Origin of the sequence: Nitratidesulfovibrio sp. D1, assembly GCF_051133415.1 — a bacterium.
Classification (GTDB): domain Bacteria; phylum Desulfobacterota; class Desulfovibrionia; order Desulfovibrionales; family Desulfovibrionaceae; genus Cupidesulfovibrio.
Window position 1 is genome coordinate 140,633 of sequence record NZ_JBPGNZ010000003.1, and the last position, 25,820, is coordinate 166,452.

Here is a 25,820-nt window from a genome sequence, read left to right on the forward strand (position 1 = left end):
CGGGGCGCGAGGCCCGAAAAACTACTTCTCCGGCGCGGAGGCGGGTTCCGCGCGGCCTTCGGGGCCGTGCGCGGCGCAGCCGCACCCGCAGGGGGCCTGCCCGCCTGCCGGATCGGCCGGAGCGGGGTCGCAACCGCTGCCTGCCGCGTCATGGTGCTTCTTCTGCCAGGGTTTTTCCTCGCCGCGCGCCAGCCGCCCGATGTTCTCGCGGTGGCTCCAGTACACCAGGGCCATGACCACCAGCGCCAGCGGCAGCAGCTTCCACTTGCCGTAGATCAGCAGGAACACGGGCAGGGCCGTGACCAGGGTCAGCGAGCCCAGCGAGACGAAGCCCGAGCGCCAGATGACCAGCAGGCAGGCGATGCCCGCCAGCACCAGTTGCCAGAAGGCCAGCGGAATGAACACGCCCACCGTGGTGGCCACCGCCTTGCCCCCCTTGAAGCCCAGGAAGCAGGAATGCAGGTGGCCCAGCAGGGCGGCCAGCGCCGTCAGGCTGTGGAACAACGTGGAATCGCTGAACGACAGGGCGATGGCCACGGGCAGCGCGCCCTTCAGCGCGTCGCAGACCAGGGTGGCCACGCCCCATTTGGCGCCGCACAGCCGGGCCACGTTGGTGGCCCCCACGTTGCGGCTGCCGCCGGTGCGCGGGTCCACCCCGCAGAAGGTGCGGGCGAACACCAGCCCGAAGGGGATGGAGCCCATGACGTAGGCGATGGCGATCCAAAGCAGGTTACCCATCATGATCGTGCCTCCTGCGGGGGCTGGGTGGGTGGAATGTCGTGGTGGCGGCCACCGGGGGCCGGGCGCGTCGTCCCTGCCGGGGCGCGGCGCCCGCCGGGATCACAATGCCGTCACTCTTCTTCCGCGTCCAGTATCTGGATTTCGTTGTTCAGGGGGTGGATCTTGCCCACCCGCACCCGGAAGTGCTGGCCGGGGTTCACCTTGTCCCCGAAGGTGGAGCGCCGCCCGCGCAGGAACAGCTGTTCGCGCGGCAGGCTGACGGTGACGAAGGCGTCGTTCTCTTCCGTGACCACGGCGTGCCACCACGTCTTGTCGCCCTTCTGGCGAAAGTGCAGCAGCTTCCAGTAGCGCGGGCGGAAGCGCTGCACCTGCCCGGCCGCGTCCAGCCGGGCGTTCAGCAGGGGCAGCATGGCGTCCAGTTCATCACGGGTCCAGCGGCCCTGCCCGGCGGCAAGGGCGTGCAGCACCTGAGTTTCGTTGATCAGGTCGGGGTAGCGGCGCAGCGGCGAGGTGACCGGGCTGTACGCGGGCACCCCGATGCCCGCGTGGGGCCGGGGCGAGGTTTCCAGCAGCGACGAGGCCAGCGCCTTGACCACCCGCGCCACCTCGTGCGGAGCGCGCCACACCCCGGCGTACTCGCGGGGGATGCCCACGTCCTGGGTGCGGTGCAGCAGGGCCACGCGGTTTTCCCCGGCCCAGCGGGCCACCCCGGCGTTGGCGAGGATCATCATCTCCGCCACGATGGACTGGCTGCGCGGCGTGGCGGGCTGGTCCGCGATGTCCACCACGGTGGCCGCGCCCTCGCCGGATAATGTCACTTTCGGGTCGTCGCGTTCGATGATCACCGCCCCGCGCCCGATGCGGTGCGCTTGCAGCGCATGGGCCAGCCGGTCGGCCACGGCCAGCCTGTCCGCGTGGGGCGCGGCCGCGTTGTCCGGCAGGGGGGCGGGCGCGGCGGTGGCGTCGTCTGCCGCGTCCCGAGCGTCGGGGTCGCCCGCCAGCATGGCCGCCACCAGGTCGTCGCCGGGGGGCGGGGCCGCCTCGGCGGGAGTCATGGCGGCCAGGCATGCCTCGCAATCCTCGTAGGTCAGGTTGGCGGCAAGGTTCACCCATGCGCCGCCGGGTACGCAGGATTGCAGTTCGCCGTCCGGGCCGACTTCCATGGCCAGCACCAGCGCGGGCCGGTCCTGCCCGGCCAGCAGGCTGAAGAAGCCGGTGCCCAGCTCTTCGGGCAGCATGTGGTGGGTCGCTTCCGGCAGGTAGATGCTGGTGGCGCGGCGCAGCACCGCCTTGTCCAGTTCGCTGCCGTAGGGCCAGGCCAGGGCCGGGCAGGCCAGGGCCAGCCACAGCCGGAACCCCCCGTCGCCGCGCGGTTCGATGTGGAAGGCGTCGTCGATGTCGCGGGTGGTGGCCGAGTCTATGGAGATGAACGGCGTGGACAGCGGTTCGCGCCGGGCGGATTCCACGGCCGCGCGCAGGGCGGCGATGTCGTCCGCGTGGCGGCTGGCCCAGCCGTTGCCGGGGTCGTAGCCCGCGCGGTCCATCCAGAAATTGTGGTGCTCGGGCACCAGGCCCCAGGTTTTCGCCAGGTGCAGGGCCAGGTGCGGGTCGTCGGGCAGGCCCTTGGTCACCTGCTTCCAGACCGCCTCGGAGTCGTGGTCGTCCGGGTCGGCCAGGCGGGTCATGACCAGCGCGGCCAGTTGTTCCGCGATGTCCGGGGCGGGGCGTTCCGGCGAGGTTTCCGGCGGCAGGGTGCGGCGGCGCGAGTGCACGTCCCACAGGATGCGCACGAACTCGTGCCCGGCGGCCACCAGGGCTTCGCGCTGGCGGGTGGCCTCCTGCTCGGCCATGCGGGCGTCCACCTTTTCGGCGGTGTACACCTCGAAGTCGGGCGGCTGGAACTTGAAGTGGGTCTTGCAGGCCAGCATGGCGCGGCCCAGGGCGGCCAGGTCGTCCACCTCGGGGGCTTCCCACAGCAGTTCCGCGAACCATTCCAGCGAGGCGCGGTCCACCTCGCCCTGGGCCAGGGTCCAGAGGTCCAGCGGGTCGAGGGTGGTTTCGCGGTCGTCGCGGCGCTGGCGGTGCAGTTCCAGCAGGTCGACGATCTGCTGGCGGCCGTAGTCGCCGGTGTAGACCGGGCCGGACCAGGGCAGCAGGCGGTTGGTGGTGAGCTTGGTTTCGCGGCGGTTGGCCAGCAGCAGGCGCAGCTTGCCTGCCTGTTCTTCGAGCACCCAGGCCGTTACCGGGCGGTTGCCCTGCATGAATTCCACGATGCACCCCGGGCCGGGGTAGCGCACGATGCCGGATGGTGCCGCCATGTTTCCCGCTTGGTTTGGTGGGTGAAGCCTGCCGTTGGGCTGGATGAAGGTTGGGGTGGTGGTGCCGCGTGGTTTAGCGCGGTGCGCCATGTCAGCGCGGGTGCGTTGCCTGCGGAATCCGTCTTTTTGGGCCGGGCTGCGTTGGCGCTTGATTTTCGCTGCTCACGTACGCCAGTACAGCGTTGCTTTCGCCATCCGTAAGACTCGCGCGTTGCGCTCGTCTAACGGCTGCCGATCTCCGCGCGAAAATCGCGCGCCGCCTTGCCCGGCCGCAAAAACTCGTAATTCCTTGCATCGCCCCCGCACCAGCCACCCGCAGCGGAAGCCCGCTGCGGGGTATAAGGAAGAAAGGCAATTTCAGGACGGGAGTAGAAAAAAAAGCATCAGCTTTAAGGGGGAGGATCCCCTCCCCCTATTCTCTTCCAATCATTTTTAATGCTTGAACGACCGCTGCCCCGTAAACACCATGGCCACCTGCGGACTGGCCTCGTTCACGGCCATGATCACTTCGTGGTCGCGCATGGAGCCGCCGGGCTGGGCGATGGCGGCGACGCCCTGTGCCAGGGCCACGTCCACGCCGTCGCGGAAGGGGAAGAACCCGTCGGAGACCAGCACGGTGCCGGGCAGGCCGCCGCGTTCGTCGCGGGTGCGTTGTTCGATGGCGGTCAGCGAGTCGGCCAGGGCCGGGTCGTGCGCGGCCTTCTGCTTCAGTTCGTACAGCGAGCAGTTGTGCGCGGCGAAGGCCAGCGAGTCGGCGTACTTGGTGTACGCCTTGTGGATGGCCAGTTCCACGCAGCCCACGCGGTCCTGTTCGCCGGTGCCGATGGCCACGGTGGCCCCGCCCCTGGCGAAGATCACCGAGTTGGACGTGACTCCCGACTCCACGGCCCAGGCGAACAGCAGGTCGTCGGCCTCCTGCTTGGAGGGGGCGCGGGCGGTGACGGTGACGCCGTCCTTGCTGGTAGCTTCGGCGGGCAGGAAGTCGGCCACGGTGCGGATGCGGTTGCGGAACGAATGCTGGATGACCATGCCGCCGTCGGTCAGGCTCTTGATGTCCAGGAACGGCGCGTCGGCGAAATGTTCGAGTCTGGCGAGGCCGGGCATGCGCAATATGCGCAGGTTCTTGCGGGTCTGCAACAGTTCCAGCACGCCGGGTTCGAAGTCGGGCGCGGCCACCACCTCGAAGTAATTGGCGGCGATGAGTTCTCCGGCGGCGCGGTCCAGCGGGCGGTTGACCACCACGGCCCCGCCGAAGGCGGCGATCCTGTCGCACTGGTACGCCTTGTCCAGCGCGTCGGCCACGCCCGTATCGGACCAGGCGGCCCCGCACGGGTTGTTGTGCTTCAGGATCACGGCGGCGGGCCGCGCGGCCAGGTACTGGAGGATGTTCACCCCGTTGTCCACGTCGGTCAGGTTGGTCTTGCCGGGGTGCTTGCCCGCCTGGACCATGTGTTCCTCGGCGATGGCCGAGACCAGGCCCTGCCCGGCCGCGCGGAAGGCCACGCCGCCAAGGGTCAGGCCGCCTTCGGCCAGTTCGTACAGGGCGGCGGGCTGGTCCGGGTTTTCGCCGTAGCGCAGGCCCTTGCGTTCACCGTCGATGGTCCAGGTGCGCTTGCGGTAGGTCAGGGTGGTGTCGCCCAGCGTCAGGGTGAGGGAATCCGGAAACGGATCGTCCTGCAGGGTGCGGTACATGTCCTTGAGGCTGGCGGGCTTCGGCGAAGTCATGACGGGCTCCGGCAAGGGCGGCGCGGCCCGGCCACGCGGGGCGCATCCGGTGCGCGCGGGGCGGCCGGGTGCGGCGTGCCGGGTACGGCGGGCCTGCGCCCGGCGGCGAGGCCGGGCGGAAAGGGCGTTATCGGGGGCGGAAACGGCGCGGCATGCGCAACGCCCCGCCACGGGGCGGGGCGCGGTCGCCTTCCGGGCTGCGACAGCGGGAATGCTAGCACAGCCCGCAAGGGCGGGCAATTTCCATTTGAACCGGCATCCGGATTGGCGTAGCCTGCGGGGCACGGCGCGGCCCGCGCACTGGCGCGGACGTTTCGACGTTCCGGTCGGCGTTCCGGCCGCCCCGCACCCACCCCGCATGAAGGAGCGACGACCGCATGGAGCGCATGCTGCAAAAGCTGGCACAGCAACTGAACGCCTACGACGAGGCGTCGCTGATGTCGCTGTGGGACCGCTACGCCGCCGTGGTGGACCGCTTCGAGCCCACCAAGCGGTGGGAAGAGGCCGCGCTGGTGCTCAGCCTGATCCAGGCGGTGCGCTGGAAGAACCAGCTGTTCAACCACCACTGGGCCGCCGCGGCCCGGCCCGAGGGCGAGCCCGTGGGGGTTCCGCCCCGCATGGCCTTCAGCCTTGAACCGGTCGCCGAAAAGGACGACCCCGCCCTAGACGGCGGGCCAGCGGACGGGAACGGCGTCCAGAAGCGGCGCAAGGTGCTCAGCTTCCGGCCGCGAGAGGGCGACTAGCCCGTTGAGTATGTAATAGTAGTAGCGCACGCTTTCCACGAACGCCACGGCCTCGTAGCCACGACAGTACCCGTACCGGGTGAGGGCGTGGTAGCGGGGCCGCGCCAGTTTCGGAAAGGTTTCCTTCAGTTCGCGCCAGGTGCGGCCGGAGCCGCCCAGTTGCTGGTCCAGGCGGATGGCGTCGCGCAGGTGTCCCGGCCCCTGGTTGAAGGCGGCCAGGGTGAAGAACCAGCGGTCCCACGGTTGCAGGTTCAGGTCGTCCAGGCTGTCCCACAGCATGCGCAGGTAGCGCGCCCCGCCCCGGATGGACTGGCTGGGGTTCATGCGGTTGACCTTGAGCAGCAGGGCCGTGCTCTGGGTAAGCTGCATGATGCCGCGCACCCCGGTCTTGCTGCGGGCGGAGGCGTCGAAGCGCGATTCCTGGAAGATCACGGCGGACAGCAGCAGCGGGTCGATGTTGCTCCGGGCGGCGGCTTGGCTGATGACGGGGGCGTGGGCGGGCAGCTTTTCGGCCACCACGGTCATCAGGTCCATCAGGTCGAAGATGTCCGCATATCCGGAGGCCCCCGCGTATCCGCCGTCTTCCGGCACGCCCAGCGATTCGGGCAGAAAGCCGAAGTAGCGTTCGGTCAGATCGTCCAGCAGGGTATCCGCCGGGGCGGTGCGCATCCGCCAGAATGCGGCCAGTCGGGCGGCCAGCGGGGCGTCGTCGCCGCGCCAGTACCAGTGGTAGGACAACGGCTTGCCCGTGGCCCGGCCCGCCGTGGGCTCCGCCATGAAGGGCTGCCACAGCCGCCACGAGTCGCCGTCCACCAGCGCGTGGCGGGTGGCGTCGGGGGTGGACTGGGGTACAGCCTGGGGGACGGCCGAAGCCTCGGCGGCCATATGCGCGGGCAGGATCGCCGGGCCGCCGGATGGCGGCAGCAGCCCCGGCACGGCGGGACCGGCGGACGTTTCCCAGGCGGTCAGCAGCAGGGCCGAGCGCAGGCCCGCGCCGGGCTGGCCGTCCGCCGTGGTGCCGCCGGGGCCGGTATCGCGCAGCACCGCGTTGACGGGTTCCGGCAGGTCCGGTTCCGACCAGCGCACCAGCACCGGGCGGGCATGGTCGTAGGCCGGTCCCGCCACCAGGTCGGTGAGCGGGGTCTGGTCCGCGCCGGTTGCCAGCCGGGCCAGCAGCGCGGCCAGCGAGATGCCGGGCGCGGAGTCCGTTTCGGCCGGCGATGCGGCGGACACGCCGGATGCCTCGTCGCCGCCATCGGGCCGGGCGTCGAACGCGGTGAAGCCGGAAAGCCCCCCGTTCTCGCCGTCCGGCGCGGCGCCGAAGCCCACGGCCACGTCGGCGTAGCCGTCGGCCACCAGGCGCAGGGCCTCGTCGCGGCCGTCGGCCTTCACCCAGCGCAGCTCGTAGCCGTAGCGGTCGCAGAAGGCGGTCAGCAGTTCCTGTTCGAAGCCGGGGCCGTAGGGCGAAAGGCGCGTCAGCACCCGCTCGCGGGCGGGGGCGGCCACGCGCAGCACGTCGGAATCACGCGGCGCGGGCAGCAGGATGAGCAGCAGCAGGAACGCCTGGGCAATGCCGAGGCCGAACAGCGCGAAGCGTTCCCTGGTGGTGAAGATATGATCGTGCATGCGGTACGCTGGGCCGACGGGTGGAGAACGGTGAGGCGGAGGAGAGCGGGTGGCCGGGTGCGCGGGTGGCCTGTGCGGTCGGGGGGCGGAAGGGGCGTTCGCCTGTGGCGGGCCGTGCTTCCGTGCGCGGGGGTGGCCGTCGGGCCGTGGGTTGTGCGGCGTGGCGCGGAGCGGCGCGGGGGCGCCGTTTTTCCGGGGGGCCTTGGCCCGCCGGAGGGGTTCCGGCACGTCCGCGTGCGGACGATTTTTGCCGCCGGGGTCGGATCGGCAGCAGTTCCGTTGACTTCCGGGAAGTCACGGGATAAGACATGATGCCTTTTCTGCGCGCCTTCGGCAAGAGCCGGAGCCGCAGGGTGGCACTCAATGTCACAAGGAGTGGGAAATGTCAAACGTGGTCGTGATGGGCGCCCAGTGGGGCGATGAGGGCAAGGGCAAGATCGTCGATCTGCTGACCCGCAAGTGCGACGTGATCGTGCGCTTCCAGGGCGGCAACAATGCCGGGCACACCGTGCTGGTGGGCGACAGGCAGTACATCCTGCACCTCATTCCCTCGGGCATCCTGCATCCGGGCAAGAAATGCCTCATCGGCAACGGCGTGGTGCTCGACCCCGCGGTGTTCTGCCGCGAGGTGGAAACCCTGCGCGGCCAGGACGTGGACGTTTCCCCGGCGCGACTGATGATCAGCCGCAAGACCCACGTGATCATGCCCTACCACAAGGCGCTGGACATGGCCCGCGAGCGCCACAAGTCCAACGAGTCCAAGATCGGCACCACCGGCCGGGGCATCGGCCCCTGCTACGAGGACAAGATGTCGCGCATCGGCATCCGCGCCGCCGACCTTGCCATGCCCGAACTGCTGCGCGCCAAGATCGAGGCCGCGCTGCTGGAAAAGAACGCCCTGCTGGCCGGCCTGTACGGCGGCGAGCCCATGACCGTGGACGCGGTGTTCGACGAGATCATGGACGTGGCCCCGCGCGTGGTGCCCCACCTGGCCGACGTCACCGCAGAGATCGAGGACGCCTGGGCCGCGGGACGGCACGTGATGTTCGAGGGCGCCCAGGGCACCCACCTGGACATCGACCACGGCACCTACCCGTTCGTCACCTCGTCCAACACGGTGTCGGGCAACGCGGCGGCGGGCAGCGGCGTGGCCCCCACCCGGCTCGACCGCATCGTGGCCATCGTCAAGGCGTACACCACCCGCGTGGGCGCAGGCCCCTTCCCTACCGAACAGCTGAACGAAGCGGGCGACTATCTGCAACAGAAGGGGCACGAATTCGGCGCCACCACCGGGCGCAAGCGCCGCTGCGGCTGGCTGGACGCGGTGGTGCTGCGCGAGGCCGTGCGCCTGAATGGCCCCACCGACATCGCCCTGACCAAGCTGGACGTGCTCTCGGGCCTCAAGGAACTGAAGATCTGCACTGCCTACGAATACCAGGGCGGCACCATCACCGTGGCCCCGCAGGAACAGAACGGCATGGCCCACGTCACCCCGGTGTACGAGACCATGCCCGGCTGGGACGAGGACATCACCGGCTGCACCACTTGGGAAAGCCTGCCCGAGGTCACCCGCGCCTACATCGCCCGCATCGAGGAACTGACCGGCGTGCGCGTGAGCCTGGTGTCCGTGGGGCCGGAGCGCGACCAGACCATCAGCCGGGGCTGGTAGACTCCGGCATCGGAATATCCATCCGAAGGGGCGGCGCTGGCCGCCCCTTTTTCGTCCGGAAACGGAACCGGGGCCGCTCCTGCACGGGGCGGTCCCGGTTCCGTTTTCCGGCGCTCCGCCATGCCTACAGACATACAGAGAATGCTAGGGGGAGATCAGGTACTGCGGCGGGGGGTGCGGCGCTTCGCATCGGCGGGGGAAGAGCCCGGCGGACGGCGCCGGTACTGCGTCGGAGAGCAGGCCATGATCCGCTTGAAGGCCGTGCTGAACGAGCTTTCCGACTCGTACCCCAGCGAGAAGGCGATGGAGGATACGCTCTGGCTGCCGGTGCGCAGGCGGTCCGCCGCCAGCAGCATGCGCCAGCGGGTAAGGTAATCCATGGCCGTGCGGCCCACCAACGTCTTGAACCGCTGCGCGAACACGGTGCGCGAAACCCCGGCGACGCGGGCCAGCCCTTCCAGCGTCCAGCGGCGCGCGGGCTCGGCGTGCATGGCCCCCATGGCGAGGCTGATCTGCCGGTCGGTCAGCCCCTGGAACCACCCCTTGGGCAGCCCGCTCGAAGCCACCATGAACAGCCGCAACACCTGCACCAGCATCAGGTGCACGAGGTGGGCGGACATCAGCGCCCCGCCCGGCTGCTGGACGCGCAACTCCGAGGCCAGCTGGTCGAGGGACCACCGCAACACCTGCGCCTGGCTCGACGCCTTGGGGATGTTGATGATGGGCGGCAGCGCATCGAGCAGCACGGCGGCATGGTTGCCCGAAAAATCGAAGCGCCCGCTGATCAGGAACACCTCCCCGCCGCCGTTGTGCACGGCGACCCCGTCACGGGCGGCGGCATCCATGATGTGCCCGGAATCTTCCGGAGGCAGCGCCGGATCGGACGACAGCACGAAGCGTTGCCCGCTGTTCAGCAGGAAGCAGTCCCCCTCGTCGAAGCGGACCGGGTGCTTCAGGCCGTCCGTGAAGCCCCAGCACACGCCCCGCATCACGGCCGTGAACTTGATGCCCTCATGGGGAGGAAAGTCGAACGACCAGTCTCCGGCGGCATCGAGCCCCGCGTAGAACTGGCTGCGGGGCTTGAGCAGCGAGAGCACGTCGGAAAGTGGGTCCATCGGGAACATCCGTACGGTTGAAAAGGAATGATGTACCCTAGGACATGGTTCGTACAGGCGGCAAGGGGTATCTTTGCGACCGTGGCGGCTGCGTCCGCCCCCTGTGTCCGCCCCTTGTGTCCGCTGTCGCGTCGTGAAAGGGCGCATCACCGTAAACCGTGTTCTTCACGCCAGGGAGAAGCATCATGAATCGCCTGCAGAATAAGGTCGCCATCGTCACCGGCGCGGGCAGCGGCACCGGCATCGGGGCCGCCATCGCCCGCGTGTTCGCCGGGGAAGGGGCCACCGTGGTGGTGACGGCCAACGCCAACCGCCAGGACAACATGGACAGGCTGGTCCGGGAGATCACCGGCAAGGGCCGGCGCGCGTCGTCGGCCGTGCTCGACGTGACCAGTCAGGAGCAGTGGGCGGCAGTCGTTGCCGATACCATGGAGCGCCACGGCCGCATCGACATCCTCGTCAACAACGCGGGCACGCCGGGGCCGCGCGACGGCAGCTGGGACAAGGCCACGGCCGAGGACTTCCACCACGTCATGAACGTGAACCTCAACAGCCAGTTCTACGGCATCAAGGCGGTCACGCCGCACATGGAGCGCCAGGGCGGCGGCGCCATCGTCAACATTTCCTCGGCGGCCGGAATCATCGTGTTCCCGGACGTGCCGCCGGGCTACAGCGCCTCCAAGGGGGCCAGCCGTCATCTGACCAAGGCGGCGGCCGTGGACTTCGCGCGCCGCGGCATCCGCGTCAACGGCATCTATCCCGGCCTGATCGAAACGCCGATGGCCGCCCACTTCACCGGGAACCCGCAGATGCTGGAAAGCCTGCTCAAGGGCATTCCTATCGGCCGCGCGGGCACCCCGGAGGAAATCGCGAAGGCCGCACTGTTCCTGGCCAGCGACGAGGCGTCCTACATCATCGGCGCCGAACTGGTCGTCGACGGCGGCCTGACCATCATCTGACGCACAGGAGATCATCACCATGAGCACCGCACGAAAAATCTGGCTGATCACCGGCGCATCGTCCGGGTTCGGCAAGTCGCTGGCCGAGGCCGTGATCGCCAGGGGCGATTGCGCCGTCATCACCGCCCGCCGCCTGGACCGCCTTCAGGCCATCGCGCGCGGCCACGAGGACCGCGTGCTGCCGCTGGCCGTGGACATGACCGACGCCGCCGCGCGCGGCAAGGCCGTGGCCGACACGCTGGCCCGCTTCGGCCGCATCGACGTGCTGGCCAACGTGGCCGGAAGCGGCTCCATGGGCGCGGCGGAGGAGTTCTCCGAGGCCGAGCTGCGCGCGCAGTTCGAGTTGAACTTCTTCGCCACGGCGGAAATGACCCGCGCCGTGCTGCCGCAGATGCGCGCGCAGGGTTCGGGGCGCATCCTCACCGTGACCAGCGTGGGCGGGCTGGTCGCCATCACCGGTTGCGGGCCGTACTGCGCGAGCAAGTTCGCCCTGGAATGCTGGAGCGAGGCCCTGGCCATGGAAGTGGCCCCGCTGGGCATTCGCGTCACCATCGTCGAGCCGGGGTCGTTCCGCACCGGCTTCGCGGGCGATGTCAACGTGCGCCCCGCCCAACGCATCGAAAGTTACCGCCCCGTGGTCGGCCCGGTGGAGGACTTTCTGGAGCGCTCGGCGGGCAAGGAGATCGGCGACCCCGCCAGGGCGGCCGCCGTCATCATCGCCGCTGTCGAGAGCGATGCCCCGCCAATCCGCCTGATGCTCGGCGAGGACGCCTACGCGCTGTGGGACCAGACCATTGCGAAGCGTATCGAGGACATCGATGCGTGGCGTGAGCGCGGCCTGAAGACCGCGTTCGACGGTGCCGCATTCACGCCCATCGGCGGCTAGAGACCACGCACGCCCGGATGCGGCGACGGATGCGCACCACGCAGCTCGGCCGCCGACCATTTTGCCGCAACAGCAAGGAGTGAAGACCATGAGCAATGCCACCCCGAAAGTCTGGCTGATCACCGGCGCGTCGTCCGGTTTCGGCAAGGCGCTGGCCGAGGCCGTGATCGCCGGCGGCGACATGGCCGTCATCACCGCCCGCCGCCTGGACCGCCTTCAGGCCATCGCCAGCGGCCATGAGGACCGCGTGCTGCCGCTGGCCGTGGACGTGACCGACGCCGCCGCGCGCGACAAGGCCGTGGCCGACACGCTGGCCCGGTTCGGCCGCATCGACGTGCTGGCCAATGTGGCCGGGCGCGGCGTGGTCGGGGCCTGCGAGGAGTTCAGCCCCGAACAGCTGCGCGAGCAGATGGAACTGAACTTCTTCGCCACGGCGGAAATGACCCGCGCCGTGCTGCCGCAGATGCGCGCGCAGGGCGCGGGCAACATCCTTACGGTGAGCAGCATCGCCGGGCTGGTGGCCATGAACGCCGCAGGCCCGTATTGCGCCGCGAAGTTCGCCATCGAAGGCTGGACCGAATCCCTGGCCATCGAGGTCGGGCCGCTGGGCATCCACGTCACGCTGGTGGAACCCGGCGCGTTCCGCACCGAGTTCGCGGGCGACGCCAACATGCGCCCGGCCCAGCGCATCGACGCCTACCGCCCCGTGGTCGAGCCGTTCGAAACCTACCTTGAAGGCTCTTCCGGCAAGCAGATGGGCGATCCGGCCAAGGCCGCCCGGCGCATGCTGGAAGTGGTGGCCAGCGAGGCCCCGCCGGTACGCCTGATGCTGGGCCGCGACGCCTACTCGATGTGGGACGCCACCATCGCCAGACGGATCGAAGACATTGATTCCTGGCGCGCCCGTGGCGAAGACACCGCGTTCGAGGGTGCGCAGACCACGGAAATCCGGCTCTAGGACCGGGGGGGCTTCGGGCAGGCAGGGGCCTGGAGACAGGCACCCTGCCATCCCGCATAGCGGGGCCTTGACTCAAAACGAAGCGCCGACGGGCTGTGAACCCGTCGGCGCGTTGTCCGGAACGCCATGCCCGGCGGCCGCGATTATTTCAGGCAGCCGATGATCTTGCGCATGCGTTCCGAGTGGGTGGTCTCTTCGCGTCCGCACAGGCGCATCAGTCCGGCGGCTTCGGCATTGGCACAGGACTGCGCCCAGCATTCGTAGAGCGCGCCCCCGTTGTCCTCGGCGGCAGCCAGTTTTTCCAGCAGTTCCACAGTCAGCCGGGGCTTCTGCCAGTCCACGAGATAGGGATTCTCCGCCGGGGCGGGAACGGAACAGGGTTCGTTGGTCAGCAGGCCGACAATCTGCGCCATGCGCTCGGCATGCAGGTATTCATCGCAGCCGCTTTCAAGCAGCAGGCGGCGGGCCTCCTCATTGGGCGCATCTTCGGCAAGGGCGTCGTACATGGTCTTGCCCGCGGCTTCGAGCAGCATCATCAGCCTGATGTCGTCAAGGCCGGGTTGCCGGATGGAGCCGATGAACGCAAAGGCTTCGTACAGGTTGGCGGGCGCGTTGGGCGGCAGCACATACATGGAACTATCCTCCGGTTGGGATGAAAATTGACTTTATACTTTCGGGGCGCTTTTCAAACCGATGGATATGCTATAAACAGGTGAGAAATCTATTTCCATCATCAATCGGACAAAAAAATTATCTGAACGGACACGTATGTTCTGGAGCACTTCCCTCACCCTGACCGAATCGACCGAAACCCACGGGCACGATGTGGCCGAACTCATCCTGTGCCGCTCCGGTTCGGGGCTGCTGGCGCTTGAGCGGCGTCATCTGGAACTGGCGCCCCGGCGCGCCATCCTTGTCGCGCCCGGCGCGCCCCACCGCTTCGTCTTCCGGAAGGGCGAGCGCGCCGCGCTCAAGATCATCTGCATCACCAGGGCGGACGCGGCGCTGCATCTTTCTCCGGCGCAGGCGGGCATCCTGCGCGACGCCGCCCGCGAAGGGGCCACGGCCGTCGAGTATGCCGAATCCGACCTGTGGCTGTGGGAACTGTCCGAAAAGGTGCCGGAAAGTTTCGGGCTCGACGGGCACCGGGAACTGACCGAACTGTGGGGCATCATCGGCCTGCTTGTGGGGTCGCACGCCCGTGCGGCGGGCGCGCCCGGAGAGGCGGCGGCAGCGGGCGGCGACAGGCACGGGCGTACCATTCAGGAAGTCTGCCGCTGGCTGGACGAGCACTTGGACGAGTCGGAAAACCTCGACGGCCTCGCCGCGCGCTTCGGATTGTCCCGAAGCCTGCTGACGCGCGAATTCAGAAGGTTCACGGGCGCCAGCGTGGTGGAATACGTCAAGACCCGGCGGATCCAGAAGTCGGGGGCGCTGCTGGCCGGGACGGACAAGGACATCTCGCAGGTGGCCGTGGAAAGCGGGTTTTCCAGCCTGACGTACTTCTACCGGCAGTTCAAGGCGCTCTACGGGGTCGCGCCCTCGGCGTTCAGGAAGCAGCTTCTGGGGTCGTGAGCCGCGAAGGAACCGGGCGCGCGAAGTTGGCGGACCCAGCGTTCCGCCCGGTTGCGGGCTGCGCGGCCTGCCCGGCGAAAGCACGCCGGAAAGAGCGCCGTCAGGAAAATCCGTACGTTTGAAAAAGAAAGGCGTATCCTGGGGGATGGTTCGTCCGGGTTGCAGGGGGTATCCCTGTACCGGCGGCAGGATTCCCTGCCCGCATCCCGTAACGTCGCAACGCGGCAAAGGAGACCGACATGGCCGAATCCGTGACCTTCAGGAACTATGACTGGAACGTGGCCGCCGTTCTCCGGCTGCCGCCCGACTTCGCGCCCGAGCGCCGGTACCCGGCCATCGTCTGCGTCCACCCCTCCGGCGGCGTGAAGGAGCAGACCGCGGGCCTGTACGCCGAAAAGCTGGCCGCGCAGGGCTTCGTCACCCTGGCCTACGACGCCACGTTCCAGGGCGAAAGCACGGGCGAGCCGCGCCACCTGGAAAATCCGTACCTGCGGGTGGAGGACGTGAGCGCCGCCATCGACTACCTGACCACGTTGCCCTACGTGGACAACGGACGCATCGGCGCGCTGGGCGTGTGCGCGGGCGGCGGCTACGCCGCCAACGCCGCCGTGACCGACACGCGCATCAGGGCGCTGGGCACGGTGAGCGCCGTGAACTACGGCCAGATGTACCGGCACGGCTGGGACAACACCGCCAACCCGCAGGATTGCCTGGCGCTGCGCGACATGGCGGCCGCGGCCCGCACCGCGGAAGCCGGCGGCGCGCCCACGCAGTACCTGTCCACGGTTCCCGACCGCCGCGAGGACGCCATCAACGCCGATTTTGCCGAGGCGTTCGACTACTACCGCACCGACCGCGCCCGGCACTGCAATGCGCCCAGCAAGGCGACCGCGCGCAGCCTGGCGCAACTGGTGACCTACGACGCCTTCAACAACGTGGAACTGTTCCTGACCCAGCCGGTGCAGATCGTCGCGGGCGGCGAGGCCGGAACCCGCTGGATGAGCGAAGACCTGTTCCGCCGCGCCGCCAGCACGAACAAGGACCTGCTCATCGTGCCCGGCGGCACGCACATCGCCATGTACGACCAGCCCGCCATGGTCGAGGCGGCCCTTGGCACGCTGGTTCCCTTCTTCAGGAACAACCTCTGATGCCCTTTGGCCGGTGATGTCCTTGCCGGTGCTTCAAGGAGAAGAGCCATGACGCAACAGCACTCCGTGACGTTCAGGAACCGCACCTGGGACGTGGCCGCCACGCTGCGCCTGCCCGAGGGTTTTGACGCGGACAGGAAGTACGCGGCCATTGTCTGCGCCCACCCCATCAGCAGCTGCAAGGAACAGACGTCCGGCGCGATTTACGGACGGCGGCTGACCGAGGCGGGGTTCGTCACCCTGGCGTTCGACGCCTCCACGCAGGGCGCGAGCGGCGGCGAACCCCGGTTCAGCGAAGACCCCGCCACCCGCGTGGAAGACTTCCGCTGCACGGTGGACTACCTTGTCACGCTGCCCTACGTGGACGAAGAACGCATCGGCGTGCTGGGCGTGTGCGGCGGCGGTGGCTACGCGGTCAGCGCGGCCATGACCGACCGGCGCTTCAAGGCCGTGGGCACGGTGGTCGCCGCGAACTATGGCCGCATCATGCGCGAGGGCGACATGACGCCCGACGCGGCGCTGAAGACGCTCGACGCCATCGCCCGGCAGCGCACGGCGGAGGCGCGCGGCGCGGAACCGCTGATCGTGGGCTACATCCCCGATTCCGAGGACGCCCGCGCCAAGGCCGGTATCGACGACATCGACATCGTCGAGGCCGTGCAGTACTACACCACGCCGCGGGGGCGGCAGCCGGGCTCGCCCAACAGGCTGCGTTTCACCAGCACCGCCCCGGCGCTGGGCTGGGACGCCTTCCACCTTGCCGAAGCGCTGCTGACCCAGCCGCTGCACATCGTCATTGGCGACAGGCCGGGCGGGTTCGGTTCGTACCGGGACGGCTTCGACCTCTTCAACCGCGCCCGTTCGGGCCAGAAGACGTTGCAGGTGGTGGAGGGCGCAAGCCACTACGACCTCTACGACAAGCCCGAGGCCACCGGAAAGGCGCTGGAACGACTGCTGCCCTTCTTCAGGAAGCACCTGTGCGCCTGATTTTCCGGAACGGGGCGGGGCGTCCGGCCGGGACGCCCCGCCCCGTCCCTGATTCCGTTCCGGATTCCGTCCCTGATTCCGCCGCCGTGAAGGCCCGCGCCCTGCGCGGGCTCGTGTTCATCGTATGCATCGCATGGAGCGTTAACGCCTTGTTCCGTACTCCCGTCGGCGACTACCCCTCGTCGCCCCAATGGCACGCCGGACGTTTTTCCAACCAGCGGCTTCCCGGTCCCGGAGACATGCCCGAATCCACGCTGCGCGTGTGGTGGGACGTGTTCGTCAACAAGCCCGGAGGCACGGTGCCCCCGGCCCCGCTGCCCATCCACCGCCTGAGCCGCGCCGGACTGGACGCCGCGCCCGACCGCAGCCTGTACCGGCTGGGGCATTCCACGGTGCTGATGAAGCTGCGCGGCCAGTGGTGGCTGACCGATCCGGTGTTTGCGGAACGGGCCTCGCCTATGGGGTTCGCCGGGCCGAAGCGCTTCCACGCGCCGCCCGTCGCCATCGAGGATTTGCCGCCCATCCGCGCGGTGATCCTTTCGCACGACCACTACGACCACCTCGACCGGGACGCCATCCGGGCGCTGGACGGCAAGGTGGGCCTGTTCCTCGCGCCGCTGGGCGTGGGCGACCGGCTGGCCGGTTGGGGCATTGCCGCCGATAAGATCCGCCAGTTCGACTGGTGGCAGGGCACGGAGGTGGACGGCCTGCGCCTGACGGCCACGCCCGCGCAGCATTTCTCGGGGCGCGGCTTCACGGACGGCAACCGCACGCTGTGGGCCTCGTGGGTGATCGAGGACGACGGCCTGCGCGTCTTCTACAGCGGCGACAGCGGCTACTTCGACGGCTTTGCCGAGATCGGCAGGCGTTTCGGCCCCTTCGGCCTGACGCTGATGGAAGCCGGAGCCTACAACGCGCAGTGGCCCTACGTGCATCTGCACCCGCCGCAGGTCGTGCAGGCCCATCTGGACCTGGGCGGGCTGTGGCTGCTGCCCATCCACAACGGCACCTTCGACCTTGCCATGCACGCCTGGGAAGACCCGTTCGAGCAGGTGCTGCGCGTTGCCGCCGGGCGCGGCGTGCGGGTGGCCACGCCGATGATGGGTGAACGGGTGGACATGAACGCGCCGCAGGAAGGCAGCCGCTGGTGGCGCTGAACGGCGAAGGCCCGATACAGCCCCATCACGGCGATGGACGGCCCCCCGCGCCTTCGGGTAGCATGGCCCGGCGTTGGGGCGGTTTCCGTTGCCCCGCAGCGTGACCGCGTCACCTCATCCGGGCATCACCCAGTATTCCGCTTCGGACATCGCCATGGCCAACGACACTGCCTCCACCACCGCAGCCCCCAGACGCGGCCGCGCGGCCGCCGCCGCGCCAGCCGCCACGGCAGCCCCGGCCCCGCCGCCCGACCCGCGCGAGGCCGTGGCCCCGCTGCTGGACCCCCGGCACCGGCGCACCGTGGCCCACCTGCACGCGCTGGCCGCATCGCCGCCGCAGGTGGTGTTGGCCGAGGGCGGCACCGCCGCCGAACGCATGGCCCTGGCCCTGTACTGGGCGGCGCTGCTGAACTGCGAGAGCCCGGAAGATATCCCGGACGACGCGCGCCCCTGCCTGTCCTGCCCGTCGTGCGTGCGCATGGCCGGGGGCGGCCACCGCGACCTCGTGGTGCTGGACGGCAACAAGCCCAGCGCCGAGGAAGGCTCCTTTTCCATAGAGAACGTGCGGGCGCTGCGCGGCCTGTTGGGCGAGCCCCCGCGCGAGGGCCGCAGGCGCGTGGTGGTGCTGGTGGATGCCCACACCCGCGTGGAGGCGGCCAACGGCCTGCTGAAATCGCTGGAAGAGCCCCGCCCCACCACCTGCTTCGTGCTGCTGGCCCCCCAGCGCGAACGGCTGCTGCCCACGCTGGTGTCGCGCAGCTTCGTGCTCACCCTGGCCTGGCCCACCGACGCCCTCCCGCCGTCCCCGGCGGTGCGCGACTGGCTGGACGCGCTGGTGGAGTTCATCCAGACCGGAGGCGGCTGGATGGAGCGGACATCCCGCAAGGGCGACCTGGACGCCCCCCTGGCCGCAGCCGTGGTGCTGCACTGCCAGCGCGCCCTGGCCGACGTGCTGGCCGGACGCGCCGCCGATCCCCTGGGCCGCCTGCTGGCCGAGCGCATGGACCCGGCCCGGCTGCGCCGCTGCGACGAAGCCCTGGCCGCCGCGCAGGAAGCCCTGTCCCTGAGCCCCAGCCCGGTGAACCCGGCCCTGGTCATGGACTGGCTGGCCACGCGGCTGTTTCTCGGCGTCCGCTAGGGGCAGCCGCCAAATCGTCTTTTTGCCCGTTGGCTTCCGACCCGAAGGGCGCGAAGCGTGGCCGTGGGCGAGCTTGCGAGCCCTACGGACATCGTGCGCAACGCGGTCAAACTTCGCCTGCCATGGCTTTGCTGTCCTTATCCGTAAGACTCGCGCTGTGCGCTCGCCTAACGGCTAAGGCTTGGTCGAATACGAGAAGAGTACGCTCTGCGGTCGCCATCCGTAATGCTCGAAGACTCGCATAACGGCTGCCGCGCTCTGCGGTCCTCATCCGTAAGACTCGCGCTACGCGCTCGCCTAACGGCTGCGGCACTCCCTACATGGCAGGCTCGTTTTCCTTGCCAACGGACAAAAAGCCTGCTTTGGCGGCAGTCCCTTGTGGTCCGCCGCCTCACCCCCGCCCTGCCCCGCACGGCAGGGGAAGATCCGTCCGGGCGGTGCGGGCAACATTCCGTAACACAAGACCTTTTTCGTGATATTTCCGCGCTGCCGGGCTTGTGCGGCATTGCGTGCCCCCTGCCGAGCGTGTAGCATCCGGGCATCCACACGGACATATGCCGCGCCGGGGAGGCCGCATGAACACGACCGCAGAAGTGCCGCGCACGGTGCTGATCATCGAAGACAGCAACGTGCAGTCGAAAATCATCCGCAAGCAGATTCAGGCGCTTACCCAGTTCGACACCCTCATCGCCCACACCATGCAGGATGCCGAAGCCTTGCTGCGCGAGCACGGCCAGCGGATCTTCATCGCCGTCATCGACCTGAACCTGCCGGACGCGCCCGATGGCCAGGCCGTGGACCTGTGCCTGGCCTGGAAGGTGCCGTCCATCGTGCTCACCGCCACCTTCAACGACGAAATCCGCCGCCGGTTCATCGAGCGGCGCGTGGTGGACTATTTCTTCAAGGGTTCCATCCAGGACATGGACCCCATGGTGGCCAGCCTGGAACGGGTGTTCAAGAACCAGTTCCTGACCGTGCTGGTGGTGGACGATTCGCGCACCCAGCGCGCCCAGATAAGGAAGCTGCTGGAAGTGCAGCGCTTCCGCGTGCTGGAAGCCGGGGACGGGGTGGAGGCGTTGGCCGTGTTCGAGGAGCATCCCCATACCCGCCTGGTCATCACCGACTACCAGATGCCCAACATGGACGGCATCGAACTGGTGCGCGAACTGCGCGGCCGCCACAAGATGGACCGCGTGGCCATCATCGGGGTGTCCTCGGTGGGGTCCGGCCCGCTCACCGCGCAATTCCTCAAGAACGGAGCCAACGACTTCCTGACCAAGCCCTTCGAGGTCGAGGAGTTCTACTGGCGCGTCAACCACAACATGGACGTGCTGGACATGATCTGCGACCTCAAGTCGTGCATGGAGTCGCTGGAAACTCGCTGAGGCGCGCGCGGCGCGACAGGGAGGAGGCATGGCGTCGCTGGACGCGCACATCTCGCCTGGATGTCCGTCTGGATGTCCGTCTGGACGTCTGCCGGGACATCCGGCGGGCATGGACCCACGCCGCGTGGTGGGCATGCATGGCGGCATCCCCGCTCGCGACGCCGGCGCCGCCCGTGCCGGAAAATCCGGCCGTGGTCCGGTGCTGTACTGGATGCACCGCGAGCACCGCGCCCGCGACAACTGGGCGCTGCTGCACGCCCACGCCGAGGCCGCCCGGCTGGGCGTACCCCTGGCCGTGGTATGGTGCCTTGCCGACGGCTTTCTGGGCGCCGCCATCCGCCAGTACGGCTTCCTGCTGCGCGGCATGGCCGAGACCTCGCGCCATCTGGCGGCGGTGGGAATTCCGCTTGTCGTGCTGCGCGGCAACCCGCCGGAAGAGGCGGTGCGCTATGCCCGCTCGGTGGGCGCCTCGCTGGTGGTCACCGACTTCGACGTGCTGCGGGTGAAGCGGGCGTGGCTGGCCTCCGCCGCGCGGGGGCTGGCCGGGTTCTGTCCACTGCACGAGGTGGACGGCCGCAACGTGGTGCCCTGCCGGGCGGCCTCGTCCAGGCGCGAATACGCGGCCCGCACCCTGCGCCCGAAAATCCGCCGCCTGCTGCCGGAATTCCTGACGCCCATCCCCGCCCTGCCGCCCGCGCCTTCCGTGCCTGTCCCCCCATGGCCGCTGCCTGTCCCGGAAGTCGACTGGGCGGCCCTGCGCGACGGCCTGTCCGTGGATCGCAGCGTGGCGGAGGTGGGCCCGCTGCCCGGCATCCCCCCCGTGGAGCCCGGCGAGGACGCTGCCCGCGCCGCGCTGGACGACTTCGTCCGCACTCGCCTGCACCGCTACCACCTGCGCAACGACCCCAACGCGGGCGGGGTGTCCGGCCTTTCGCCGTACCTGCACTTCGGCATGCTGTCCGCCCAGCGGGCCGCGCTGGCGGTCCAGGCCCATTCCGGGGCGCCGGACGACTGCCGCGACTCCTTCCTGGAAGAGTTGATCGTGCGGCGCGAACTGGCCGACAACTTCTGCCTGCACGCGCAGGACTACGACGCCACCACCTGCTTTCCCGACTGGGCGCTGGCCACCCTGGACAAGCACCGGCACGATCCGCGTCCGGCCCTGTACGACGAGGGGCAGTTGGCCGCCGCGCGCACGGCCGACCCGCTGTGGAACGCGGCCCAGACGGAAATGGCGCTCACCGGGCGGATGCACGGCTACCTGCGCATGTACTGGGCCAAGCAGATCCTGGTGTGGTCGCCCACGCCCGAGGACGCCCTGCGCGCGGCCGTGGCCCTGAACGACCGCTATTTCCTGGATGGCCGCGACAGCAATGGCTACACCGGCATCGCCTGGTCAATAGGAGGACTGCACGACAGGCCGTGGGGTGAACGGCCGGTGCAGGGCGCCATCCGCTCCATGACCTACAACGGGGCGCGCTCCAAGTTCGACGTGGGCGCGTACGTCCGGCGCATGCAGGTGCTGCGCGGCGATGCCGGGGAGCAGGGCGCGCCGGTCTGAGCGGGACGCCGGGGCGGTCATGCGGCCGAAGCCCGGTGAGGCGGGAAAGACAGGCATGAGACGGCCGGGGCGCGCCATATGGCGCGCCCCGGCTGTTTGTGGTGTGCGCGGGTGTTCCGGGTGGCTGCGGGCGGGGGCGCTACCCGGCCTGCGCGCGCAACGGCGATTCGAAGATCTCGAAGGGGATGGCGGCGCGCATGGATTCCAGGAAGGCGCGCATCTCCCGTTCCTGGTGAGGCGAGAACACGACCTTGAGCGCCGCGTCGGCACCCGTGCCGGAGGCGGTGCCGTTGGTGTCCGCGTCGATTTCGTCGTCCACGCATCCTGCCGCGCCCACGGTCCCGCCGCCACCTGCGCCCCCCCCGATGCCGCGATCAAGCACGGTCATGTAGCCCAGGTTGTCCTGTGCCTCCAGCAGGAAGCGGAACATGGCGATGTGCCGGGGGGCCATGCGCGCATACAGCCGCGCGGATTCGCGCGGCGGCGGCAGCGGCGGGGCGGGCTTGCGGGGACGTTTGCGGGCCACGGCTGCTCCTGTGGAGAGGTAGGGTGGAGGGTAGGGTTTTTGGGGGTAAAGCGGGCGGGCGCGATGATGCGCCGTTCAGGGAAATGCTGTCAAGACCGATCCCCTTGCCGGACAGGGCGTGCCGGGAAGGGAAACGCTGGTGCTCCGTTGTGTCGGTAAGTACTTACGATGGGGAGAGACCCCCACGGGCTTGCACAGTGAACTACGAAAAATGTGCATAAACAGCGAAATGACGCGGGGGTGCGATGTTGTGTTGTACTGGTGCATTTTTCGAGTGGCATGAAATCATGGATAAAAGCCCAAATCCTTCTTTTTTGAAAACCCTACTTTTTGATGAATTTGTTCAAAACATGTTGAAAAGCGCATTTCGTGTGTTTATCTATGCGGCTCGCGGAAAAGAATTCGTGTATATAATACCATTCTGAAATCAACCACGACAGAGCATCCCGGACCGTTGCGTCACGGGAAATTCGCCGCCGGTGCGCATCGCGCCGGCCAGGCTATCCGCGTGCCTTGTGCATGTAATACTACAAAGAAATGATGTATGACTTTAAATTCAAATATGATGACTGAAACCACGCCGCCCAATACTGTCGGCCCCCGGATGGTGCTGGCCGCCCCGGGGGCAGGCGGCGAGATGCGGCTGGAAGTCGCCGCCGACATGACCTTCCAACTTGATGGTTCCATGGATGCGGCCACGCTGGCGCGCCAGGGCGACGACCTGGTCTTTTCCTTCGAGGACGGTGGGCGCGTGGTGCTGACCGGGTTCTTCGAAGGCGAGACGGGCCTGCGCCTTTCCTTCGAGGAGCAGGACGGAACCCTGCTCACGGGCAAGGGCTTTCTGAGCGCGCTTGCTCCCGCCTTGCTGCCCGCCGCCGGCGAAGGCGCGGCCGGGCCTCCAACACCCTGACGGCCGGCGGGGCCATCGACATCGACGTGTCCGCCCGCACCGCCGCCTACGGCCTCTCGGCCACCAACGGCGGGCGGAATGCGCTGCTTTCCGTGGACGGGGGCGTCAGCCTGGACGTCAGGTCCGAAACCGGGTTCGCGGAAGGGATGTACGCCAGCTTCAACAACTCGGCGAACACCTTGATGGCCGGGCACGGCGACGTCACCGTGGACGTGCGCGGCGTCACCGGGGCCACCGGCCTCTACGCCTCGCTGTCGGGCGTGAACACCCTGACCGCCAGCGACGGCGACGTGAAGGTTTCCGTGGCCGCCTCGCAAGCGAACAAGGACGCGGCGTCCCTGAACTCCCCGCATGCCCACTCGAACCTTCAGAACCAGATGTCGGCCACGGCCCTCTACGCCAACGCGGCGGGGACCAACGACCTGTCGGCTTCGGGCACGGTGGGGATTCACGCTGCGGCCACGGGTTCCTCCACCGTTGCGGGCGACGTGGGCGGCTCGGCCGTGGCCATGTTCGCCAACGGCCGCAACGCCTCCAACACCATCACCGGCAGCGCGCATGACGACGTGGTGGACATCACCGGCGGCCTGCACGCCGTGAACGGCGGCACCAACCGCATCGACGGCGGCGACGGCGGCGACGGCGACGACACCATCATCCTCAACGGCGCGGTGGGGTCGGGCAGCCTGACGCTGCACGCCGGGGACGGGTACGACACGCTGGTGCTGCACGCGGACAGCTACGTGGCCTTCGAGGAGTTCTACTTCGACTGGCTGCTGGGCACGTTCGGCGACATGAGCATCGAGGCGGTGCGCGTGGTGATGCACGGCGCGGGCCAGTCGGACCTCGACGCGCTGCGCGACCTGTTCGGCAACAGCGTGTTCGACGGCGCGGACGTCAGCTACGAGGTGGCGGACGGAACCGTGGTGCACGGCGCGGCCGCGCTCGCGGCGCTGTCCGGCGTCGACGCAGAGTCCTCCGGCCATGCCGGACACGATGCCGACAATGAACAGGGCGCTTCACACCATGGAGCCTCCACGGCCCTCATGGCGCCGGAAGCGGACGGCGACGCCCATTCCACCCATGGCGCGGCCGGCTCCCACGCCACCCCGGCCGACGGGCTGCACGACGTCTTCGCCGCCGACGGCGCGGCGCTGGGCTTTGACCGCCTGGCCAGCCTGCCGGGCCAGCCCGTGGCCTCCGCCGGGCATGGCGACGGCCCGCACGGGGGCTCCGGCGCCACGCTGAACGCGGCGGACCTGCTGGACTTCGGCACCGCCGGGGACATTCCCCTGCCCGGTCCCTCGACCGGCGATACCGCGCTGTTCTCCGCCTCCGGTCCCCATTCCGGGGACTGGCACGGGCCGGCGGGCATGACCGTGGGCACTTTCGACGCCGGGGTTTCCGGCGGCTATGAATCGGACGTACAGTTGCTGGTGCACCAGGTGGTCAGCTCCACCTCCGCATAGGGGGTACCCCACGTCCGTCCCCCCCCGGAGGGACGGATCGGGGAGCTGATTATGCAACAGGGAACGGCCGGCTTCCGCAAGGGAAGCCGGCCGTTCCGAATTTTTGCGCAGTAGCGGCGGCGCTACAGGATTTCCACCCCGTCTCCGGTGACCAGCACCATGTATTCCCAGCGGATGCCGCCCCATTGGGGGTAGTACAGGCCGGGTTCCACGGTCACGATCATGCCGGGCTTGAGCACCATTTCGTTGCGCGGGTTCAGGCTGGGCGGCTCGTGGGTTTCCAGGCCGATGCCGTGCCCCAGCGCGTGGGTGAAGTGGGCGGCCACCCCTTCCGACTCGAAGTGGGCGCGCGCGGCGCGGTAGGCGTCGGCCACGGGCAGGCCGGGGCGCATGATCTCCATGGCCTTGGCCTGCGCGGCCTTGGTCTGCTCCAGCGCGCGGGTGAAATGGTCGGCGGGCTTGTCGCCCACCCAGAAGGTGCGGGTCTGGTCCGAGCAGTACAGGTCCAGCCGCGCGCCCACGTCCACCAGCACCGGGCAGTTTTCCGTCAGCCGCACGTCGCCGGGGGCGTAGTGGGGCAGCGCGCCGTTGGTGCCCACGCCCACGATGCTCGAAAAGGCCAGTTCGCTGGCCCCGTTCTCGCGGAAGAACTTCTCGATGTCCCAGGCCACCTCCACTTCGGTGCGGCCGGGCGCGAGGATGGAGGGCACCCATTCCATGAGCCGGTGGTTAAGCGCGGCGGAGCGGCGCATCAGCTCGATTTCTTCGGGTTCCTTGATCACCCGCATCTCTTCGACCATGCCGTCGGCCCGTTCCATGGTCAGGCCGGGCGAGACCTTGTCGAAGAAGTCCAGGGTCACGGCGCGCGCCTCGAAGCCCACTGTGCCGCGCGCCTTGTCCTTGAGCAGGCCGTTGATCTGGCCCGGCGCGTCGCCGGAATAGATGAACACGCGCTCCTCGGGCCACAGGCGGCGGGCCGCGTCGAGGTAGCGGGGGTCGGTGCACAGCCAGTCGTTGCCGTCGGCGGTGACGATGAGGTACCCGGCGCTCTCGTTCAACTGCACGTCGTGCAGTTCGAAGCCGGAAAGGTAGAAGCGGTTGGCCGCGTGGCTGACCAGCAGGGCGGACAGGCCCCGCGCGCGCATGGCGGCGCGCAGGGTTTCGCGCCGCGCCTCGTAGCGTTGTGCATTCATGGTGGTCTCGGATCGGACCGCCCGGCGGGCG

The 25,820-nt window shown here is 69.0% G+C and carries 22 protein-coding genes; 14 read left to right on the forward strand and 8 right to left on the reverse strand.

From position 1 onward, the window contains the following. Positions 1–21 precede the first annotated feature (21 nt). From plsY to ACR4XJ_RS06350, 3 genes are all read right to left on the reverse strand, one after another. Positions 22–738: a glycerol-3-phosphate 1-O-acyltransferase PlsY gene (gene plsY, locus ACR4XJ_RS06340; protein WP_434754424.1), complete on the reverse strand. Its 717-nt coding sequence runs from the start codon at positions 736–738 to the stop codon at positions 22–24. Positions 739–851: 113 nt separating this feature from the next. Next, positions 852–3,059 (reverse strand): ribonuclease catalytic domain-containing protein, encoded by a 2,208-nt coding sequence (locus ACR4XJ_RS06345; protein WP_434754425.1) that lies wholly within the window; start codon positions 3,057–3,059, stop codon positions 852–854. 432 nt (positions 3,060–3,491) lie between these two features. Next, entirely contained in the window at positions 3,492–4,784 is a 1,293-nt protein-coding gene (locus ACR4XJ_RS06350; protein ID WP_434754426.1) for an IMP cyclohydrolase, read from the reverse strand. Positions 4,785–5,161: 377 nt separating this feature from the next. On the opposite strand from ACR4XJ_RS06350, the gene ACR4XJ_RS06355 reads away from it, so the two are divergent. Then, positions 5,162–5,527 (forward strand): hypothetical protein, encoded by a 366-nt coding sequence (locus ACR4XJ_RS06355; protein ID WP_434754427.1) that lies wholly within the window; start codon positions 5,162–5,164, stop codon positions 5,525–5,527. Here the strand turns inward: ACR4XJ_RS06355 and ACR4XJ_RS06360 are convergent. Continuing rightward, positions 5,447–7,153, reverse strand: a complete 1,707-nt coding sequence (locus ACR4XJ_RS06360; RefSeq protein ID WP_434754428.1) for a transglycosylase SLT domain-containing protein — start codon at positions 7,151–7,153, stop codon at positions 5,447–5,449. The genes ACR4XJ_RS06355 and ACR4XJ_RS06360 overlap by 81 nt on opposite strands. Before the next feature lie 382 nt (positions 7,154–7,535). On the opposite strand from ACR4XJ_RS06360, the gene ACR4XJ_RS06365 reads away from it, so the two are divergent. Further along, complete coding sequence (locus tag ACR4XJ_RS06365) at positions 7,536–8,822, forward strand: adenylosuccinate synthase (RefSeq protein ID WP_434754429.1); 1,287 nt, start codon at positions 7,536–7,538, stop codon at positions 8,820–8,822. A gap of 155 nt (positions 8,823–8,977) precedes the next feature. On the opposite strand, the gene ACR4XJ_RS06370 is transcribed toward ACR4XJ_RS06365, so the two are convergent. Continuing rightward, positions 8,978–9,937 carry an AraC family transcriptional regulator gene (locus ACR4XJ_RS06370; RefSeq protein WP_434754430.1) on the reverse strand — a complete coding sequence of 320 codons (960 nt, stop codon included), beginning with the start codon at positions 9,935–9,937 and terminating at the stop codon, positions 8,978–8,980. 185 nt (positions 9,938–10,122) lie between these two features. Between ACR4XJ_RS06370 and ACR4XJ_RS06375 the strand changes: the two genes are divergently transcribed. The 3 genes from ACR4XJ_RS06375 (at position 10,123) to ACR4XJ_RS06385 (ending at position 12,740) form a co-directional block, all read left to right on the forward strand. Continuing rightward, positions 10,123–10,896 (forward strand): SDR family NAD(P)-dependent oxidoreductase, encoded by a 774-nt coding sequence (locus tag ACR4XJ_RS06375; protein WP_434754431.1) that lies wholly within the window; start codon positions 10,123–10,125, stop codon positions 10,894–10,896. A gap of 19 nt (positions 10,897–10,915) precedes the next feature. Then, positions 10,916–11,782 (forward strand): oxidoreductase, encoded by an 867-nt coding sequence (locus ACR4XJ_RS06380; RefSeq protein ID WP_434754432.1) that lies wholly within the window; start codon positions 10,916–10,918, stop codon positions 11,780–11,782. 88 nt (positions 11,783–11,870) lie between these two features. Beyond that, positions 11,871–12,740: an oxidoreductase gene (locus tag ACR4XJ_RS06385; protein ID WP_434754433.1), complete on the forward strand. Its 870-nt coding sequence runs from the start codon at positions 11,871–11,873 to the stop codon at positions 12,738–12,740. A 143-nt stretch (positions 12,741–12,883) separates the two neighbouring features. On the opposite strand, the gene ACR4XJ_RS06390 is transcribed toward ACR4XJ_RS06385, so the two are convergent. Further along, complete coding sequence (locus tag ACR4XJ_RS06390; protein ID WP_434754434.1) at positions 12,884–13,372, reverse strand: ferritin family protein; 489 nt, start codon at positions 13,370–13,372, stop codon at positions 12,884–12,886. 136 nt (positions 13,373–13,508) lie between these two features. Between ACR4XJ_RS06390 and ACR4XJ_RS06395 the strand changes: the two genes are divergently transcribed. The 7 genes from ACR4XJ_RS06395 (at position 13,509) to ACR4XJ_RS06425 (ending at position 21,691) form a co-directional block, all read left to right on the forward strand. After that, positions 13,509–14,315, forward strand: a complete 807-nt coding sequence (locus ACR4XJ_RS06395; RefSeq protein ID WP_434754435.1) for a helix-turn-helix domain-containing protein — start codon at positions 13,509–13,511, stop codon at positions 14,313–14,315. A gap of 239 nt (positions 14,316–14,554) precedes the next feature. Then, positions 14,555–15,463, forward strand: a complete 909-nt coding sequence (locus ACR4XJ_RS06400; protein WP_434754436.1) for an alpha/beta hydrolase — start codon at positions 14,555–14,557, stop codon at positions 15,461–15,463. A 48-nt stretch (positions 15,464–15,511) separates the two neighbouring features. Continuing rightward, a complete protein-coding gene (locus tag ACR4XJ_RS06405) occupies positions 15,512–16,450 on the forward strand; it encodes an alpha/beta hydrolase (protein ID WP_434754437.1) in 939 nt (312 codons plus the stop codon). 239 nt (positions 16,451–16,689) lie between these two features. Next, positions 16,690–17,607: an MBL fold metallo-hydrolase gene (locus tag ACR4XJ_RS06410; RefSeq protein ID WP_434754438.1), complete on the forward strand. Its 918-nt coding sequence runs from the start codon at positions 16,690–16,692 to the stop codon at positions 17,605–17,607. Between the two features lie 154 nt (positions 17,608–17,761). Beyond that, positions 17,762–18,745, forward strand: coding sequence for a DNA polymerase III subunit delta' (locus ACR4XJ_RS06415; RefSeq protein WP_434754439.1), 984 nt, complete (start codon positions 17,762–17,764; stop codon positions 18,743–18,745). A 575-nt stretch (positions 18,746–19,320) separates the two neighbouring features. Then, positions 19,321–20,130 (forward strand): response regulator, encoded by an 810-nt coding sequence (locus ACR4XJ_RS06420; protein WP_434754440.1) that lies wholly within the window; start codon positions 19,321–19,323, stop codon positions 20,128–20,130. A 133-nt stretch (positions 20,131–20,263) separates the two neighbouring features. Then, a complete protein-coding gene (locus ACR4XJ_RS06425; RefSeq protein ID WP_434754759.1) occupies positions 20,264–21,691 on the forward strand; it encodes a deoxyribodipyrimidine photo-lyase in 1,428 nt (475 codons plus the stop codon). 139 nt (positions 21,692–21,830) lie between these two features. Here the strand turns inward: ACR4XJ_RS06425 and ACR4XJ_RS06430 are convergent, their stop codons facing one another. Beyond that, the gene (locus tag ACR4XJ_RS06430) at positions 21,831–22,217 is read right to left on the reverse strand and encodes a DUF4911 domain-containing protein (RefSeq protein WP_434754441.1); all 387 of its coding nucleotides are present in this window, start codon (positions 22,215–22,217) and stop codon (positions 21,831–21,833) included. Positions 22,218–22,854: 637 nt separating this feature from the next. Between ACR4XJ_RS06430 and ACR4XJ_RS06435 the strand changes: the two genes are divergently transcribed. Then, on the forward strand, positions 22,855–23,127 hold the full coding sequence (locus ACR4XJ_RS06435; RefSeq protein ID WP_434754442.1) for a hypothetical protein: 273 nt from the start codon (positions 22,855–22,857) through the stop codon (positions 23,125–23,127). A gap of 26 nt (positions 23,128–23,153) precedes the next feature. Continuing rightward, positions 23,154–24,596 carry a hypothetical protein gene (locus tag ACR4XJ_RS06440; protein WP_434754443.1) on the forward strand — a complete coding sequence of 481 codons (1,443 nt, stop codon included), beginning with the start codon at positions 23,154–23,156 and terminating at the stop codon, positions 24,594–24,596. A gap of 122 nt (positions 24,597–24,718) precedes the next feature. Here ACR4XJ_RS06440 and ACR4XJ_RS06445 read toward each other — a convergent pair whose 3' ends face one another. After that, positions 24,719–25,789, reverse strand: coding sequence for a M24 family metallopeptidase (locus ACR4XJ_RS06445; RefSeq protein ID WP_434754444.1), 1,071 nt, complete (start codon positions 25,787–25,789; stop codon positions 24,719–24,721). Positions 25,790–25,820 lie beyond the last annotated feature (31 nt).

Excerpts from the sequence above, each read along its gene's own strand:
- plsY (WP_434754424.1), bottom strand. The coding sequence starts at position 738 with ATGGGTAACCTGCTTTGGATCGCCATCGCCTACGTCATGGGCTCCATC.
- ACR4XJ_RS06345 (WP_434754425.1), bottom strand. The coding sequence starts at position 3,059 with ATGGCGGCACCATCCGGCATCGTGCGCTACCCCGGCCCGGGGTGCATC.
- ACR4XJ_RS06350 (WP_434754426.1), bottom strand. The coding sequence starts at position 4,784 with ATGACTTCGCCGAAGCCCGCCAGCCTCAAGGACATGTACCGCACCCTG.
- ACR4XJ_RS06355 (WP_434754427.1), top strand. The coding sequence starts at position 5,162 with ATGGAGCGCATGCTGCAAAAGCTGGCACAGCAACTGAACGCCTACGAC.
- ACR4XJ_RS06360 (WP_434754428.1), bottom strand. The coding sequence starts at position 7,153 with ATGCACGATCATATCTTCACCACCAGGGAACGCTTCGCGCTGTTCGGC.
- ACR4XJ_RS06365 (WP_434754429.1), top strand. The coding sequence starts at position 7,536 with ATGTCAAACGTGGTCGTGATGGGCGCCCAGTGGGGCGATGAGGGCAAG.
- ACR4XJ_RS06370 (WP_434754430.1), bottom strand. The coding sequence starts at position 9,937 with ATGGACCCACTTTCCGACGTGCTCTCGCTGCTCAAGCCCCGCAGCCAG.
- ACR4XJ_RS06375 (WP_434754431.1), top strand. The coding sequence starts at position 10,123 with ATGAATCGCCTGCAGAATAAGGTCGCCATCGTCACCGGCGCGGGCAGC.
- ACR4XJ_RS06380 (WP_434754432.1), top strand. The coding sequence starts at position 10,916 with ATGAGCACCGCACGAAAAATCTGGCTGATCACCGGCGCATCGTCCGGG.
- ACR4XJ_RS06385 (WP_434754433.1), top strand. The coding sequence starts at position 11,871 with ATGAGCAATGCCACCCCGAAAGTCTGGCTGATCACCGGCGCGTCGTCC.
- ACR4XJ_RS06390 (WP_434754434.1), bottom strand. The coding sequence starts at position 13,372 with ATGTATGTGCTGCCGCCCAACGCGCCCGCCAACCTGTACGAAGCCTTT.
- ACR4XJ_RS06395 (WP_434754435.1), top strand. The coding sequence starts at position 13,509 with ATGTTCTGGAGCACTTCCCTCACCCTGACCGAATCGACCGAAACCCAC.
- ACR4XJ_RS06400 (WP_434754436.1), top strand. The coding sequence starts at position 14,555 with ATGGCCGAATCCGTGACCTTCAGGAACTATGACTGGAACGTGGCCGCC.
- ACR4XJ_RS06405 (WP_434754437.1), top strand. The coding sequence starts at position 15,512 with ATGACGCAACAGCACTCCGTGACGTTCAGGAACCGCACCTGGGACGTG.
- ACR4XJ_RS06410 (WP_434754438.1), top strand. The coding sequence starts at position 16,690 with ATGCCCGAATCCACGCTGCGCGTGTGGTGGGACGTGTTCGTCAACAAG.
- ACR4XJ_RS06415 (WP_434754439.1), top strand. The coding sequence starts at position 17,762 with ATGGCCAACGACACTGCCTCCACCACCGCAGCCCCCAGACGCGGCCGC.
- ACR4XJ_RS06420 (WP_434754440.1), top strand. The coding sequence starts at position 19,321 with ATGAACACGACCGCAGAAGTGCCGCGCACGGTGCTGATCATCGAAGAC.
- ACR4XJ_RS06425 (WP_434754759.1), top strand. The coding sequence starts at position 20,264 with ATGCATGGCGGCATCCCCGCTCGCGACGCCGGCGCCGCCCGTGCCGGA.
- ACR4XJ_RS06435 (WP_434754442.1), top strand. The coding sequence starts at position 22,855 with ATGCGGCTGGAAGTCGCCGCCGACATGACCTTCCAACTTGATGGTTCC.
- ACR4XJ_RS06445 (WP_434754444.1), bottom strand. The coding sequence starts at position 25,789 with ATGAATGCACAACGCTACGAGGCGCGGCGCGAAACCCTGCGCGCCGCC.